Source organism: Geotalea daltonii FRC-32, assembly GCF_000022265.1.
In the GTDB taxonomy this organism is placed as follows: Bacteria; Desulfobacterota; Desulfuromonadia; order Geobacterales; family Geobacteraceae; genus Geotalea; species Geotalea daltonii.
This window is the reverse complement of record NC_011979.1, coordinates 3,305,175-3,320,024: the sequence shown is the minus strand read 5'-3', so window position 1 is coordinate 3,320,024 and position 14,850 is coordinate 3,305,175. Positions and strand designations below refer to the sequence as shown.

General features: G+C 52.7%; 13 protein-coding genes. 6 read left to right on the top strand and 7 right to left on the bottom strand.

Going from position 1 to position 14,850, the window contains the following annotated elements; translation table 11 throughout:
* Positions 1-92: 92 nt before the first annotated feature.
* The 6 genes from GEOB_RS15085 to GEOB_RS15060 are packed head-to-tail and all read left to right on the top strand — an operon-like array spanning position 93 to position 6,637.
* Complete coding sequence (locus tag GEOB_RS15085; protein ID WP_012648107.1) at positions 93-1,814, top strand: tetratricopeptide repeat protein; 1,722 nt, start codon at positions 93-95, stop codon at positions 1,812-1,814.
* Complete coding sequence (locus GEOB_RS15080) at positions 1,811-3,427, top strand: peptide-binding protein (RefSeq protein WP_012648106.1); 1,617 nt, start codon at positions 1,811-1,813, stop codon at positions 3,425-3,427. Before GEOB_RS15085 ends, GEOB_RS15080 begins: the two co-directional genes overlap by 4 nt.
* Entirely contained in the window at positions 3,427-4,416 is a 990-nt protein-coding gene (locus GEOB_RS15075) for an ABC transporter permease (protein WP_012648105.1), read from the top strand. Before GEOB_RS15080 ends, GEOB_RS15075 begins: the two co-directional genes overlap by 1 nt.
* A complete protein-coding gene (opp4C, locus tag GEOB_RS15070) occupies positions 4,413-5,267 on the top strand; it encodes an oligopeptide ABC transporter permease (RefSeq protein ID WP_012648104.1) in 855 nt (284 codons plus the stop codon). The genes GEOB_RS15075 and opp4C overlap by 4 nt, the downstream gene beginning before the upstream one ends.
* 21 nt (positions 5,268-5,288) lie before the next feature.
* Complete coding sequence (locus GEOB_RS15065) at positions 5,289-5,816, top strand: hypothetical protein (protein WP_012648103.1); 528 nt, start codon at positions 5,289-5,291, stop codon at positions 5,814-5,816.
* A gap of 14 nt (positions 5,817-5,830) precedes the next feature.
* On the top strand, positions 5,831-6,637 hold the full coding sequence (locus tag GEOB_RS15060) for a M48 family metallopeptidase (protein WP_012648102.1): 807 nt from the start codon (positions 5,831-5,833) through the stop codon (positions 6,635-6,637).
* Between the two features lie 69 nt (positions 6,638-6,706).
* Here GEOB_RS15060 and GEOB_RS15055 read toward each other — a convergent pair whose 3' ends face one another.
* The 7 genes from GEOB_RS15055 to GEOB_RS15025 all read right to left on the bottom strand — a co-directional run bounded on the left by GEOB_RS15055 (position 6,707) and on the right by GEOB_RS15025 (position 14,667).
* Positions 6,707-8,491, bottom strand: coding sequence for a M3 family oligoendopeptidase (locus tag GEOB_RS15055; RefSeq protein ID WP_012648101.1), 1,785 nt, complete (start codon positions 8,489-8,491; stop codon positions 6,707-6,709).
* 253 nt (positions 8,492-8,744) lie between these two features.
* Entirely contained in the window at positions 8,745-9,896 is a 1,152-nt protein-coding gene (locus tag GEOB_RS15050; RefSeq protein WP_012648100.1) for a GspE/PulE/PilB domain-containing protein, read from the bottom strand.
* Between the two features lie 203 nt (positions 9,897-10,099).
* Complete coding sequence (locus tag GEOB_RS15045; protein ID WP_012648099.1) at positions 10,100-10,378, bottom strand: GIY-YIG nuclease family protein; 279 nt, start codon at positions 10,376-10,378, stop codon at positions 10,100-10,102.
* Positions 10,379-10,398: 20 nt separating this feature from the next.
* Positions 10,399-10,974 (bottom strand): rubrerythrin, encoded by a 576-nt coding sequence (gene rbr, locus GEOB_RS15040; protein WP_012648098.1) that lies wholly within the window; start codon positions 10,972-10,974, stop codon positions 10,399-10,401.
* 184 nt (positions 10,975-11,158) lie between these two features.
* Positions 11,159-11,611, bottom strand: a complete 453-nt coding sequence (locus GEOB_RS15035; protein ID WP_012648097.1) for a hypothetical protein — start codon at positions 11,609-11,611, stop codon at positions 11,159-11,161.
* Between the two features lie 123 nt (positions 11,612-11,734).
* Positions 11,735-12,352 (bottom strand): CAP domain-containing protein, encoded by a 618-nt coding sequence (locus GEOB_RS15030; RefSeq protein ID WP_012648096.1) that lies wholly within the window; start codon positions 12,350-12,352, stop codon positions 11,735-11,737.
* A gap of 86 nt (positions 12,353-12,438) precedes the next feature.
* A complete protein-coding gene (locus GEOB_RS15025; protein ID WP_012648095.1) occupies positions 12,439-14,667 on the bottom strand; it encodes a vitamin B12-dependent ribonucleotide reductase in 2,229 nt (742 codons plus the stop codon).
* Positions 14,668-14,850: the final 183 nt, after the last annotated feature.

The following is a 14,850-nucleotide window of genomic DNA, read 5'->3' as shown; positions in this document are numbered from 1 at the left end:
CCACCGTGGCAGGTGGTGCTTATAAAAACATCTAGTCGAATGCCATCCATATGACCTTATCCAGAGGCTGTTTCTTAACCGGAAAGTATTACATGAAAAACAAGTTTTACCTCATCCTTCCCTTGCTCTGCATCATCTTCCCGGGATGCGCTGCCAATCATGCCCAGACCCCACCGTCCCTTCAGCCACAGGCTGTCCAGCCTTCAATTAATATAATTGAATCACGAGCCAGGTACATTTTCTCCCTGTCCCGTCTCCATCTCCTAGAGGGTGACCTGGATGGAGCTCTGTCACTTCTGCAGGCAGCTGCCGAGGCAGACCCGCAGGCGGCTTATATTCATAAGGCCGAAGCCCAGATTTATCTGCAGATGAACCGCTACCAGGATGCTCTGCAAGCCTGTGAAAAGGCCATAAAACTCGATCCTGAGTTTGCCGAGGCCCAGATTCTTGCCGGAAATATCCTGGTGGCACTGCAACGTGACAAGGATGCCATACCCTATTACAAGAAAGCCATAGAGCTTGAACCTGCCAAGGAAGACATCTATCTTCATCTGGCCATTGCCTATTTGAAAACATTTGAATATGAGGGTGCTGTCAATACACTGAAAGCACTGATAAAAGTTTCACCCGATTCTGCGTTGGGCTATTACTATCTGGGAAAAACATATGACCAGATGAAACTGTCTAACGAAGCGATCAAATATTACAAAAAAGCAGTTGAGTTGAAACCTGACTTTGACCAAGCATTTATTGATCTTGCTATTACCCAGGAAATGCAAGGTCTGACAAAGGATGCCATCAATGCCTATAAGGAACTGCTAAAGATAAATCCTGTCAATTACACAGTTGTCCAGCATCTGGTACAGCTCTATATACAGAATAAAGATATGGAGTCAGCCCTGATACTGTTGCAGGATATGGCGAGGAATAATGTCGGGGGGCAGGAATCTCACCGCAAGCTGGGACTGATCCTGCTTGAGATGGAGCGTTACGAGGATGCGATTACCGAGTTCTGCGACATTCTGCGCCAAGATCCGGAGGCCTACCAGGTCAGGTACTATCTGGCATCCACCTATGAGGAAATGGAAGATTTTGAAACTGCCATAGAAGAGTTTAAAAAAATCCCGACTTCATCGACTTATTATTATGACGCAGTTGGGCATCTGGCGTACCTGTACAAGGAAATGGGCCAGGAAGCAAAGGGAATACAGCTTCTCAAGGAATCCATTGCTGAACAACCGACCAAGATTGAGCTTTATCTGAATCTGGCTGGACTCTACGAGTCCATGGATCGTTTTGTTGATGGTCTGCAGGTGCTTTCCGAGATTGATGACAGATTTCCCAGCGACCCGCGTCTCAATTTCCGCATGGGTGTTCTCTATGACAAGATTGGCAACAAGGATGCTTCAATCGCCCGGATGAAGAAGGTTTTACAGTTGACGCCAAACGATGTGCAGGCATTGAACTACCTGGGTTATACCTACGCGGAACTGGGTGTCAACCTTGATGAGGCACTGCAGTACCTGAAAAAGGCTTCTTCGCTAAGGCCTGACGACGGCTTCATCATTGACAGTCTGGGCTGGGTCTACTTCAAGATGAAGCATTACGATCAGGCGGTGCGACAACTGGAGCGGGCAGTGGAACTGGTGGATGATGATGCCACTGTTATCAGTCACCTGGCAGATGTCTACTATGCAAAAAAAGAGTACCGCAAGGCCCTGGCCGGATTCCGTCGCGCCCTGAAACTTGAACCTGACAACAGAAGCATTGCCGAAAAAATAAAAAAAATAATGGCTGAGACCGGTGAAAAATGAGGATCGGCCTGATAGTCTCTCTCTGGCTGTTATTTTTCACCCTCCTTGTATCCTGCACGGATAAAAAATTACCAGAAACCACCACAAGGGACGCCGGTACCCCCGCATACGGAGACGCTATCATTATCGGCTCCATCGGCGAACCTTCCACACTTGTTCCCATCCTGGCTTCTGATTCCGCTTCCCGTGATATTGCCGGACTGATCTACAACGGCCTTGTCAGGTATGACAAAAACCTGAAACTGGAGGGAGAACTTGCCCAATCATGGGATGTTTCCAGAGACGGTCTGACCATTACCTTTCATCTGCGTAAAGGGGTAACCTGGCATGACGGGCATCCCTTTACCTCCCGTGATGTCCTTTATACCTATCGAGTGACCATCGATCCGAAAACGCCCACCGCCTATGCCGAAAATTTCAAGCAGGTGAAGCGGGCCGAGGCACTAGATCCATACACCTTCCGTGTCACCTACGATAAGCCCTTCGCGCCTGCCTTGGAATCATGGGATCAATCAATTCTTCCTGCCCACCTGCTGGAAGGGAAGGATATAACCAAAAGTGAGTTGAGCCGCAATCCTGTCGGAACCGGTCCCTACAAGTTCAAGGAGTGGACTGCCGGGCAGCAGCTGGTTTTGGAATCCAACCACCACTACTTCGAGGGGCGGCCGCGGATCGACCGTTACGTCTACCGCATCATTCCCGACAGCTCAACCATGTATATGGAACTGAAGGCAGGGGGGCTTGATTACATGGGACTGAACCCGGTGCAGTACCAGCGGCAGACCGATACACCCGAATTTCTCTCCAGGTTTAACAAGTACCGGTATCCCGCTTCGATTTACACTTATCTGGGCTATAATCTGCGCCATCCACTGTTTCGGGACAAAAGGGTGCGGCAAGCCATGTCCTCGGCCATCAACAAGGACGAGATCATTCAAGGGGTCCTGCTCGGCATGGGGCAAGTGGCCCATGGCCCATACAAGCCGGGTACCTGGCCCCATAAAACAGATATCGGAGATTTTGACTATAATCCAGACCGGGCACGAAAACTTCTGGCCGAGGCCGGATGGAAATTGAATTCAGCCGGCATGCTGGTAAAAGACGGCAAGCCCTTTTCCTTTACCATCCTTACCAATCAGGGAAACGACCTGCGCCTGAAGACCGCTCTGATCATCCAACAGCGCCTGAAAGCCGTCGGCATCAATGTTAAGGTCAGGGTGGTGGAGTGGGCATCGTTCCTGAAGAATTTCATCGACAAGGGGGATTTCGAAGCGATTATCATGGGGTGGTCCATTCCTCCCGACCCAGACCTTTTCGATGTCTGGCATTCCAGCAAGACCGGCCCCAGAGAGCTCAATTTCATCGGTTTCAAAAACAGAGAGGTCGATCAGCTCATTGAAAAAGGACGCTCCACATTCGATTTGAAGGAGCGCAAGCGCTGCTATTTCCGCATCCAGGATATCCTGGCCGAAGAGCAACCCTATACCTTCCTCTATGTGCCCGATGCATTGCCCACCGTAAATGCCCGGTTTCGCGGGATAGAACCGGCGCCGGCGGGAATCATGTATAATTTCATCAGGTGGTATGTTCCAAGGGAGGAGCAGCTCTACTGATGATCTACTATCTTGCAAAGCGTATGTTGCTGATGATACCGCTGCTTATCGGTATTACCGTCATTACCTTCGGCGTCATCCACCTTACCCCTGGTGAACCGGTGGAGATGCAGGTGGCCATGAATCCCAAAGTGTCAGCTGAGACCAGGGACCGCTTGCGGAAATACTACGAGCTGGACAAGCCGATCCATGTCCAGTATTACCGCTGGGTATCCCGTCTGGCCCGCCTGGATTTCGGCAACTCTTTCTCCCCCGATGGCCGACCGGTGGCGGCCAAGATCCGGGAAAGACTCCCCATCACCATCAATCTGAACATCATCTCGCTGATCCTTGAATTTGCCCTGGCCATACCCATCGGTGTCATGGCTGCGACCCACCGCAATGGGCCTCTCGACCGCTGGACGACGGTTTTCGTCTTCCTCGGCTTTGCAACGCCGCTGTTTTGGCTCAGCCTGATCCTCATGTACCTGTTCGGCATCAAGCTCGGCTGGCTGCCCATTTCAGGTCTTCATTCCCTCGGTTATGCAACCCACGGCTTCTGGTGGCAGTTGTGGGACCTGGCCAAACATCTTGTCCTGCCGGTCAGTGTTGCCACATTCGGCAGTCTGGCCGGGTTGTCAAGGTACATGAGGAGCGGCATGATCGATACCCTCGGCCAGGATTACATCACCACCGCCAGGGCCAAAGGGCTTTCCGAGCGGACGGTGGTTTATAAGCACGCCCTGCGTAACGCCCTGCTGCCGGTGATAACCCTGCTGGGCCTTTCTGTGCCTGGCCTGATCGGCGGCAGTGTCATTTTCGAGAGCATCTTTTCCATCCCCGGCATGGGACAACTCTTCTATCAGGGGGTGATGGCCCGGGACTATCCGCTGGTCATGGGGATACTCGTCATTGGTGCGGTCCTGACCCTGCTCGGCAATCTTCTGGCCGATGTGGGCTACGCACTCGCCGACCCGCGCATTCGTCACGGGCGAGGGGGGGGATTATGACCAGGCGGGACAGCTACTTGCGGGATGTCGTCTGGAGGCGCTTCCGAGGAAATCCCTTGGCACTTTCCGGTGCCCTGGTAGTCTGCATCATGTTCCTCATTTCCTTTTTGGCACCGGCGATAACCCCCTATCAGCCGAACACGCTCGATGCCTACCACGTGCTTCTGCCCCCCTCCACGAGCCACTGGTTCGGCACCGATGATCTGGGGCGTGATGTCTTCAGCCGCATGGTCTTTGGCGCCAGGGTTTCCCTCAAGGTCGGCTTTGTCGCCATCGGCATTGCCACGGTAATCGGCACCGTCGTCGGACTTATTGCCGGTTACTATGGCGGCTGGGTCGACAGTCTGCTCATGCGCTTCGTCGACATCATGCTCTGTTTCCCCACCTTCTTTCTCATATTGGCCATAGTGACCATTAGGGAACCCTCCATACTGAACATCATGCTCATCATCGGTTTTACCGGATGGATGGGGGTTTCCCGACTGGTGCGGGCAGAGGTCCTTTCCCTCCGGGAGCGGGATTTCGTCCTGGCTGCGCGTGCCATTGGCTGCTCGGACCTGCGCATCATTTTTCGACACATTTTGCCCAATGCCATAGGTCCGGTGTTGGTCTATGCCACACTGGGCATTGCAGCTGCCATTCTTACCGAATCTTCCCTGTCTTTTTTAGGGATTGGCGTTCAGCCCCCCGAGCCTAGCTGGGGTAACATCCTTGCCTCCGGCAAGGAATTTCTCGAATTTGCCTGGTGGCTTTTTCTCTTTCCCGGATTGGCCATCACCATTACCACACTATCCTATTACCTGGTGGGGGAGGGGATCAGAGATGCCCTTGACCCGCGAAACAAGTGGTGATTAACTAAAAATGAGGTTGCCATGGCTGAGCGATGTGATGAATGTTTTGAAAATTTGCAGCTGGATAAAAATTCTTTTAATCTGGACACGTTGGAGGACGAACTGCGCGTTGACGGACTATGCAAGGATCTTCTCCTTCGCTTTTATGAAGAAACCTGTGCCCAGGGCATTGATGCGGCAGAGGCAACGACACTGGCCTCTGCCGCAGATTATTTCATCCGCGATTTCATCGTGGCCATAAAACAATTGAACATCTTCAGCGAACGTCCAGGCCTGGTCCGGCAATTTGCCGGGAATTGGTACATCGTCAACACCCTTGAGCCCAGCGACGCCGAAATAGATCGTCATCTGCAGGGGATACGTTCTTTCTACCGTTTTCTGCACGGACACGGACTGATCTCATTTCAATACCTGCAGACCATCGAGAAGGAGTGTGACGACCGAGATTTCTATGTAGGCCGCATAGATTCATTCTGGGACATACAGGGAGACGGCTACGGAGAATGGGAACGCCAGTGTACCCTGAAAGATCAACCTAATTCGCCTTGAGAGGAGGTACAGCCATGGGGAGATTTCACTTCTTTTTTCTGTCTCTGCTTCTGCTGTTTATCGGTAACGGTTGTGCTGTCAACCCGGAGAGAGTCGGCGGTTTCAACCTCATTTCCGTGGAAGAAGAGAAACAGCTGGGTGAAAAATTTGCCGCAGAGATAGAGAAGGAGCAAAAGGTGGTAAAAGACCCGGAGGTCCAGGCCTATATCAACAGGATTGGCGAAAAACTTCTGACCGGCGTGGAGAAAGTGGAGTTCCCCTATACCTTCAAGGTTGTCAAGGATGACAACATTAATGCCTTTGCCATTCCGGGCGGTCACACCTATGTCAATACCGGCCTTATCAAGGCTGCCGAAAGTGAGGACGAGCTGGCGGCCGTCATGGCCCATGAGATCAATCACGTTGTCGCCCGGCATTCCACCAGACAGCTGACCCAGCAGTACGGTTACTCACTTCTGCTCCAGCTGGTGCTTGGCCAGGACCCGAACCTGCTGGCCCAGCTTGCTTCGCAGCTTTTCGGCAAAGCCGGGTCATTATACTACAGTCGAGGCATGGAGAGCCAGGCCGATTACCTGGGAGTCAAAACCATGTACAATGCGGGGTACGACCCTGCGGGGATGGAAAAGTTCTTCCAGAAACTCCAGGCCGAGAACAAACAGGAGCCTGGAAAACTAACCAAATTTCTCTCCTCGCACCCCTTGACTTCGGAGCGCATCCAGAACGTCAAGGCGGAGATCGGCAAACTTCCTCCAAAGTCTTTCGGAGCTTCGCAGGCATCCCCTGAATTTTCCAGAATCAAGGCAAAGGTACAGCAGCAGTGATTGAGAAGGGGCAGTGTTCTGGCTGCTCTGCCCGACAGGTTATCGACGACCTGTCGGGCAGGTTGAAACTCAGGGTTTGATCAAGAGTTTCAAATTTTCCACGAGGTCGCGAAGGACATCGTAGCCGTTCTGCCAGAAATCGGGAGCTGACAGGTCTATACCGGCCGATCTTACCGTATTTGCCGGTGATCGGGAGCCGCCACTGGCGAGGATCTCCCGGTAAACGGGAATGAAGGCCTCTCCTTCAGACAGATATCTTTGGTAGAGGGAGAGGACGAGGAGCTCGGCAAACGTATAGGAATAGCAGTAGAAGCGGGCGTGGATGAAGTGGGAAATATAGCTCCACCCCCAGCGATACGCATCGATCATCTCCACCGCATCCCCAAAAAGCCGGGCATTTTCCTCCCACCACAGCTCGCAGAGCCTTGTCGCTGTCAGAAGCCCGTTCTGCCGTTCCAGATGCATCCGTTCCTCGAACCGGGTAAGGACGTTCTGCCGGAAAGTGGTGGCTATTATATCCTCTATTTGTGCACAGAGCAGGGCAATCTTAACCTGTGGATCATTCTCTTCCTCCAGCAGGTGGCGTGTGAGCAGCATTTCGCCGAAGACTGAAGCTGTTTCCGCCAGGGGAAGGGGAGCGTGATAATTGACCATGGTCTGGTGCTGTGCCAGTGTGAAGTGAATGCCGTGCCCCAATTCATGGGCAATTGTGGCCACATCGCGCAAATTGCCGGTGAAGTTGAGCAAGACATAGGGGGGAAGAGAGGGCGTCATCCCCATACAGAAGGCGCCACCGCTTTTACCCGGCCGCGGCAGGGCATCTACTCGCCCCTCATGGAAAAAAGCTGCGGCCATATCCCGAAAAGCGGGTGAAAACCGCCCGTATGCTGCCAATGCCAGATCGCGGGCCTCGTCGAAGGTATATCTTCTGGTAGTGTCCCCCAGAGGGGCATAGACGTCGGTGTTTTTCAACCTATCCATCTTCAGCAGTTTTGCCTTGATGCGGAAGTATTCCTGGGCCAGCGGGTAGTTTGCTTCCGAGACCGACATCAACCGGTTCACAACCTCAGCAGGAATTTCATTGCCCAGATTGGTGGGTTCCATGGGATGCCGATAGCTGCGGAGCTCCTGATCCTGGCCGTGATCCAGTGCCACCGTGTTGAAAACCGTGGAAAAGACAATGGCCTGCTCTTCATGACGTTTGAGAAAGACCGTAAAGGCCCGTTCTCTGACCGAAGCTTGTGGATGATGCAGTAGTCCCAGCAGTTCCTCGCCGGTAAGTTCCTGTTCTTCCCCATCAAGCTCCAATTTGTAACGGAAAGATGCCGATACTTCGTCAAAAAGCCGGGAGAAGGCTTCTGTACCGGTCAGGCTCTTCTGCTTCAGGAGGGTTTCTTCCCGCTCCGGCAGCATGTGCGGCCGGAACTTGCGCTGGCTTTCCATGTAATGGCGGTAGTTGGCCAGCCGTTCATCGGCAGCCAGAACAGAAAAAGCCGGCTCCTCCAGCTGAATGATCTCCAGATCGAAAAAGAGGACCTCTCTGCTCATCTGATTGCCGAATTCAGCAGCCTTTTGCGAAAGACGCTTATTGACTTCATCCTCGGAATCGGCGGCAAAGAGCAAATGGGCATAAAGCTGCGGTTTGACGATTAATTCTTCCAGTTCTTCGTATTCCTTAAGGGCCTGCAGCAAACCAGCCCCGTCAAGGCTCGCAACCTTACCCCGATAACGCTCTCGGAAGTCCATCGCCTTAGCCGGCGCCTTTTGGAAATCATTTTCCAGCTCAGCCGACTGTGGGCCAGGGTAGAGGGTGTGCGTCTTCCATATGAGCGCGTCCAGATTCTTTTGTTCCATTGATTTCTCCGGAAATGAGATGGAAAAGGAGTACTATTACGTTTCATCCTGTTCAATTGGATGGTAGTCTATGGTGGGTGGCCTGTCAAGAAGGCTCCTGCCTCTCTTTCCAGGCGAGCCGGTTTATCACTTTTTGCTTTGTCAGGGTGAATAAGGGTAAGGCGGTTACGGGGATGATCCGGGTGAAGAATGATCGGCCGGCGGGCGTCACCAGCCGGCCCTTAAGCAGAATTCCCCGGGAAGATTTGCCAGGTCACAGCATGAGGATTTTTTCCCTGAAGATGAGGATTTCAAAAGCGAGCACGGCCTTGGCCAGAAGCCTGTGCAGCTCCATGAACCGTTCACCAAGCTCCCTTTCTCCTCCGTCAACATAAAGGATCATCACCACCCGGCCGGAGACGATCAGGGGGAGCAGCAGGGCGGCAGAAGGTTTCTCTCCCCCCATGCCGCTAATCATGACCATATTCTCAGAGGTGTCGGGAATCGAGCCCAGATAATAGGCCATACCGTCAGTCACCGTCTTCAGCACCGATTGACCCATGAAAGGGACTACTACCTTGCTGAAGTCGCGAATTCCCTCACCCCTGTTGACACCTTTCCAACCGAAGGCAGCGTCACCTCTGATGACGAACAAGGCAACCCGCTTGAACTCCTGGCTCAGGTAACCCACAAGGGTATCGGCAATTTCTTCCCGGTCATCCACCTTGGCCAGTGTCTGGGAAACCAGATCAATGGAGTAGTGACCGACCCGCCGCACCAATTCCTCGTTATCGACAATTTCAACCTCTTGCAGATGATCTTCTTCGACCGCCTCGGGTGCTGTCGTTTTTGCAGTCTCTGGGGCAGCGGCAGGTGCTGACTCCGTTGCTGCCGGTATTTCATCAGTGGCCTTTTTAGCTGAAGGCAGGACTTTGGGTTTTTCAGCCGGTTTTTCATGCTCTATGCGTTGCAGTATCTGCAGATAGCGCCGGTCCACTTCATAATCGTAGTATTTACCCAGTGCTTGCATCAGACGTAGCTCGGGTGCAGCAACCGGATTGATGATGAAACCGGTCGTGAAGGAGAGTTCATCGATGGCTTTCAGATCGGCAGGATCGGACATGACAAGATACAGTCGTTTTTTATCACGATGAATGGGAATAACGCCATAGGTCAGCGCCAGTTCCTTCGGGATAAGCTCGATTATTTCAGGGGAGATGTTAAGCAGTCGATCGGCCCCGACAAAGGGGACGGCAAGTTTCTTGCCCAGGAAGCGGGCCAGGTCTTCTTCCTTTAAATATCCCAATTCTATAAGGCTGGTGCCGATCTTTCCACCATAAAGAACGCGGTTCTTCAAGGCTTCTTCGAACTGCTCCTTGTTGATAAGGCCGGCATTAAGCAACATGTCCAAAAGTGTAATGCCCATGGGATCTCCTTCAGGAAAGACTAGTGGTCACGTGCGGTTAATTCTTTCTTGATAATTTCGGGTCTTTTGGCCCCCGGCTGTGTTGCGGCTTTCGGCTTAGGCCCTGCTAGGCCTGCGTCGCCGCGCCTTGCCGGGAACCAAAATCCCTCGAAATTCTTGCAGAGAACTAACCGCACGGGACACCAGGCAAATGATTATTCAACTTATACGTTCAAACTCCCGCCGTCAATCGGTGACATTGCCTGCAAGGTTAAACGGATTTTTTCGGCCCGCTTCAAGCGTTTGATCTCTATCTCCCTTTTGCCGGCGCTGCTTCTGGAATGTCCCGACTCCACGTAAACCAATTTCTTTGGGGGATGAAGGCGGAAATATTTTGCACCCCGGCCTGCGGCATGGTCCCTGAACCTTCGTGTTATGTCGGTGGTGATTCCGGTGTAGAGGGAACTGTCCAAGCACTGAATTATGTAAACGTGCCACTGCATAATTTTCGTTATTTCAGCGGCTACCAGTTTTCGCCTAAAAGCTCGAAATGGGCCTGTGGGTGATTGCATGCCGGGCATTTGTCCGGGGCGTCGGTGGAGTTTTCGTGAATGTAGCCACAGTTGCGGCATCGCCAGACGACCGGCTGTCCTTTTTTGAAAACCCGATTGTTGGCAATGTTGGCTTTCAGAGCCAGGTACCGTTTCTCGTGTTGTTTTTCCGCGACGGCGATGGCCATGAAGATGTCGGCGATCTTGGGGAATCCTTCCTCTCTGGCCACTTTGGCAAAGCCGGGATACATCTGGGTGTGCTCGTAGTTCTCGCCGCCAGCTGCCTCTTCCAGGTTCTCCAAAGTGGTTCCGATGACACCGGCGGGAAATGCTGCAGTGATCTGGACCTCTCCACCTTCCAAAAGCTTGAACAGCCGCTTTGCATGCTCCTTCTCCTGGTTTGCCGTCTCTTCGAAAATATCGGAGATCTGAACGAAGCCTTCATTCTTCGCTTTGGAAGCAAAGTAGGTATAGCGGTTGCGTGCCTGGCTCTCGCCGCAGAAAGCGGTGAGTATATTCTTTTCCGTCTGTGTTCCCTTGATGGTCATGATCGGTTTCCTTTCCTTCGTAATTAGTTCGCTGCATTGTAGCATAACCGCGACCGAATTCAACGGTAGTGGTCGTGGCAGCAGCCTCTTTTTGCCTTTGGGAATCTCTTGGGATGGGAAAAAAATCCATAGGTGAGATGATGCGGTGGGACCGGGCGCGTCGCCCGGTCCCACGTTGACGGTACTACTTGTTGTGTCCTCGTCCTTTACCCTTGCCTTTGCCTTTGCTGTGGTCCGAAGCGCCACCACCGGGGGTGCCGGTAAAGGATAGATTGCCGCTCTTCAGGGCATGGAACTCTGATGAACCGGGTTTTATGCCCAGTTCCTTGGCCATTACGCCCCATCCCTTGCTCTTTTTGGTCTTGTATGTCTGGAGAACCGTATCCGGTTTGGCCTGCGCCATTTGGCTCAGTTGCAGGACCATGAAGGCGTCGGCGGGAGCGGCCACCGTCCTGAGGATCTGCTCCACCTGGGGAACCGGCACGCCGAACTGTGCGCCAAGCTTGACGTTGAAGGCGCCCAGGTCTGCTTTGGCCTGAACGTTGAGGCTGGAAAGGAAGTCATCCAGTCCTGCGTGGGCCACGGCAGCCATGCCTGTGACGAAAAGAAAGAGAGTTGCTACGACGGTCTTTTTCATTGCGTTACCTCCCGATGAAAATGTTGCCGAACCCGTCAGGATTCGGCTGCCCCCTATATACACCCAAAACTTTTCGTCACCAAAGGAAAAACCTTAAGCCGGTCTTAAGAAGTAATCTTGGCGCTATTCTGCAAAACTGCCGGCAAAGTCCATGGCACACATGGATCTAAAGACCGGATGCTCACCACAGGCGACTCCTACCACATTGAACTTGCGATCAAAAATGTTTTTCCGGTGCCCCCGGTCGAGCACCCCATCATCGATAATGAGCTGCATGACCATCAGACGGGCCTCTGTCGGGCCATAACCGATATTTTCGCCAATTTTCCCAAGCCACCGACCCTGGCGTTCAATCCTTTCGGTCATGTTTCCGCTCTTTGCATTGTGCCCGGTTCTGCCGGTTTCTCCTTGTTCTTTTACCAGTTCCGATGCTGCAGAGGCCATGCCGTCAGACCATTTCAGCGGTGGCAGCGGCTTGGTGCGGGAGAGGAACCGGATGGCCTCGTCCACTGCTTTAACACCTTCCTGCGTGACAACCCTGGTGCGCTTATCCTCAAGGCGATAGGCCTTTCCTCGGAACTTCCGGCGAAACTGTTCAAGGTATTCTGCATAGCCTTTCGGGTTGGTACGGGCAAGATTCAGTTCCAAATGTACAGCATGGGGGTCTGGAGCCCCATGGGCTGGAACGGCCGCGAAAAGTGCCGTGGCAATCAGCAGGTATGACATAAGCTTGGCAATCAAGGCAGCTCCTCTTCAGCATCGGATGGTGCTTCCACAGTAAAAAGGCCTGCTTCGCAGCAGGCCTTTTTCGGTGATTCTTCAATGGATTACGCGCATTCACTATAGCCGCAGACCCGGCAGACGGCGCATCCTCCCTCGTGTTCGACGATGCCGCCGCATTCGGGGCATGCTCCACGGTCGAAGGCGGCCTGCTCTATGCCCATATCGATGCCGCTTTCCTGCATGTGTGCCTGAATTGCTTTGGCTACAGCGTCGGCGCAGGAAAGAACCTTGTTTTCACCGAAGCCGGCCGGACAGTGGCAGGAAATGCCCAGCAGCTGCTTGATAACCTGGCGCGCCTGAATGCCACTGCGCCATGCCAGTGATACCATTCGACCGATAGCTTCGCTCTGTGAAGCGGCACAGCCGCCGGCCTTTCCCATGGTGGTGAAAAGTTCAAAGAGACCGCTCTTGTCTTCGTTGACCGTCACATAGAGGGGGCCGCAACCGGTCTGCATCTGATATGTCCACCCTTTGAGGGCCTTGGGTCGCTCACGTTTGTGTGACCGTTTTTCATCGGCAACCGGCAGGGTTTTCGGTGCTTCATCCTTCTTTCCGGTGGAAAGAACCTGTTCGTCCCTGGAACCGTCGCGGTAGATGGTTACCCCCTTGCAGTTTGTCTCATAGGCAAGACGGTAGACCTTTTCCACCTCTTCGATGGTGGCCGAATTGGGGAAGTTGACCGTTTTGCTGACGGCATTGTCTGTATGTTTCTGGAAGGCTGCCTGCATGGAAATATGAACTTCAGGAGTGATGTCGTGGGCGGTGACAAACACATTCCTGATCTGTTCGGGTATTTCCGGGATATCATGGACAGTGCCATGCTCGGCAATTTTCTGCATCAGCTCTTCCGAATAAAAACCCTCTTTTTTTGCCGTTTCTTCAAAGATGGGATTAACTTCGAGAAGAATATTTTTGTCCATTACCTGGCGGATGAAGGAGACGGCAAAGAGCGGCTCCACACCCGAAGAGGCGTTGGCGATAATGGATATGGTGCCGGTGGGTGCAATGGTGGTGACAGTTGCGTTTCTGATCGGCTCCATGCCCGGCTTGTCAAAGATAGAGCCTTTGAAATTGGGGAAAGGCCCGCGAACTTTTGCCAGTTGCACAGAGGCGGCATGTCCTTCATCGTTGATGAATTTCATGATTTTTTCGCCCAGCTCGATTGCTTCCTTGGAATTGTAAGGGATGCCGAGCAGGATCAGCAAATCGGCCCAGCCCATGACACCCAGGCCGATCTTGCGGTTGGCGCGGGTCATGGCGTCAATCTGTTCGAGGGGATAGTTGTTGACCTCGATGACATTGTCCAGGAAGTTCACTGCCAGCAGGATGACCTCCTTGAGGCGCTGCCAGTTGATTTCGCCATGTTCCACCATCTTGCCAAGATTTATTGAGCCCAGATTGCACGACTCGTAGGGTAGCAACGGTTGCTCTCCACAGGGGTTGGTGGATTCGATCTGGCCGATGTGGGGGGTCGGGTTGTCCTTGTTGAGGCGGTCGATAAAGATGATGCCCGGCTCGCCATTTTCCCAGGCCTGCTTGACGATCCGGTTGAAGACCTTGCGGGCGTTGAGGCTACCGGCTTTTTCACCACTGCGTGGGTTGATCAGGTTATACTCGCGATCTGCGTCCACAGCCTTCATGAATTCTTCGGTAAGGCCGACTGAGATGTTAAAGTTGTTCAGCTGTCTTTGATCTGCCTTGCACATGATGAAATCCATGATATCGGGATGATCGACCCGCAGAATGCCCATGTTGGCGCCGCGTCTCGTTCCTCCCTGCTTTATGGTTTCGGTAGCCACATCAAAAACGCGCATGAAGGAGAGGGGGCCGCTGGAAATGCCGGTAGTCGACATGACCATGTCGTTGGCCGGGCGGAGACGTGAAAATGAAAAACCTGTACCCCCTCCGGACTTGTGGATGAGGGCAGTGTGTTTTACCGCATCGAAAATTTCTTCCATGGAATCTCCCACCGGGAGGACGAAACAGGCGGAGAGTTGACCCAGCTCACGACCTGCGTTCATCAATGTGGGGGAGTTGGGAAGAAATTCGAAGGAGGTCATCATGGCAAAAAATTTGTCGGCAAGAGCAGCGATATCGGCTTTTTTATCGAATCTTGCATCTGCTGCGGCAATGGATTCGGCAACCCGGCGAAACATATCCACGGGGGATTCGAGTACTTTTCCATCCTTGTCCCGCTTCAGGTAACGCTTCTCCAGGACAGTGACAGCATTTTTCGATAAACCCGGAATGTTTCCCTTGGTTGTTTTTTTCATGTTTCTTTTCTCCTTGGAAATTAAATTAGTATTTCAAATTTATACTATATTTAGTGGCACGGCATGAAATAAACCACAACATATATGGCCTGTCAAGCATATTTCGTAAGGGTTTGATTCAACGTGAAAAGTGCTGAAGACTCTTCCAACATGGCAGTGTTCTCATTTACAAGGTGAACAAAT

Coding starts and splice junctions, on each gene's coding strand:
- GEOB_RS15085 (WP_012648107.1), top strand. CDS start 93: ATGAAAAACAAGTTTTACCTCATCCTTCCCTTGCTCTGCATCATCTTC.
- GEOB_RS15080 (WP_012648106.1), top strand. CDS start 1,811: ATGAGGATCGGCCTGATAGTCTCTCTCTGGCTGTTATTTTTCACCCTC.
- GEOB_RS15075 (WP_012648105.1), top strand. CDS start 3,427: ATGATCTACTATCTTGCAAAGCGTATGTTGCTGATGATACCGCTGCTT.
- opp4C (WP_012648104.1), top strand. CDS start 4,413: ATGACCAGGCGGGACAGCTACTTGCGGGATGTCGTCTGGAGGCGCTTC.
- GEOB_RS15065 (WP_012648103.1), top strand. CDS start 5,289: ATGGCTGAGCGATGTGATGAATGTTTTGAAAATTTGCAGCTGGATAAA.
- GEOB_RS15060 (WP_012648102.1), top strand. CDS start 5,831: ATGGGGAGATTTCACTTCTTTTTTCTGTCTCTGCTTCTGCTGTTTATC.
- GEOB_RS15055 (WP_012648101.1), bottom strand. CDS start 8,491: ATGGAACAAAAGAATCTGGACGCGCTCATATGGAAGACGCACACCCTC.
- GEOB_RS15050 (WP_012648100.1), bottom strand. CDS start 9,896: ATGGGCATTACACTTTTGGACATGTTGCTTAATGCCGGCCTTATCAAC.
- GEOB_RS15045 (WP_012648099.1), bottom strand. CDS start 10,378: ATGCAGTGGCACGTTTACATAATTCAGTGCTTGGACAGTTCCCTCTAC.
- rbr (WP_012648098.1), bottom strand. CDS start 10,974: ATGACCATCAAGGGAACACAGACGGAAAAGAATATACTCACCGCTTTC.
- GEOB_RS15035 (WP_012648097.1), bottom strand. CDS start 11,611: ATGAAAAAGACCGTCGTAGCAACTCTCTTTCTTTTCGTCACAGGCATG.
- GEOB_RS15025 (WP_012648095.1), bottom strand. CDS start 14,667: ATGAAAAAAACAACCAAGGGAAACATTCCGGGTTTATCGAAAAATGCT.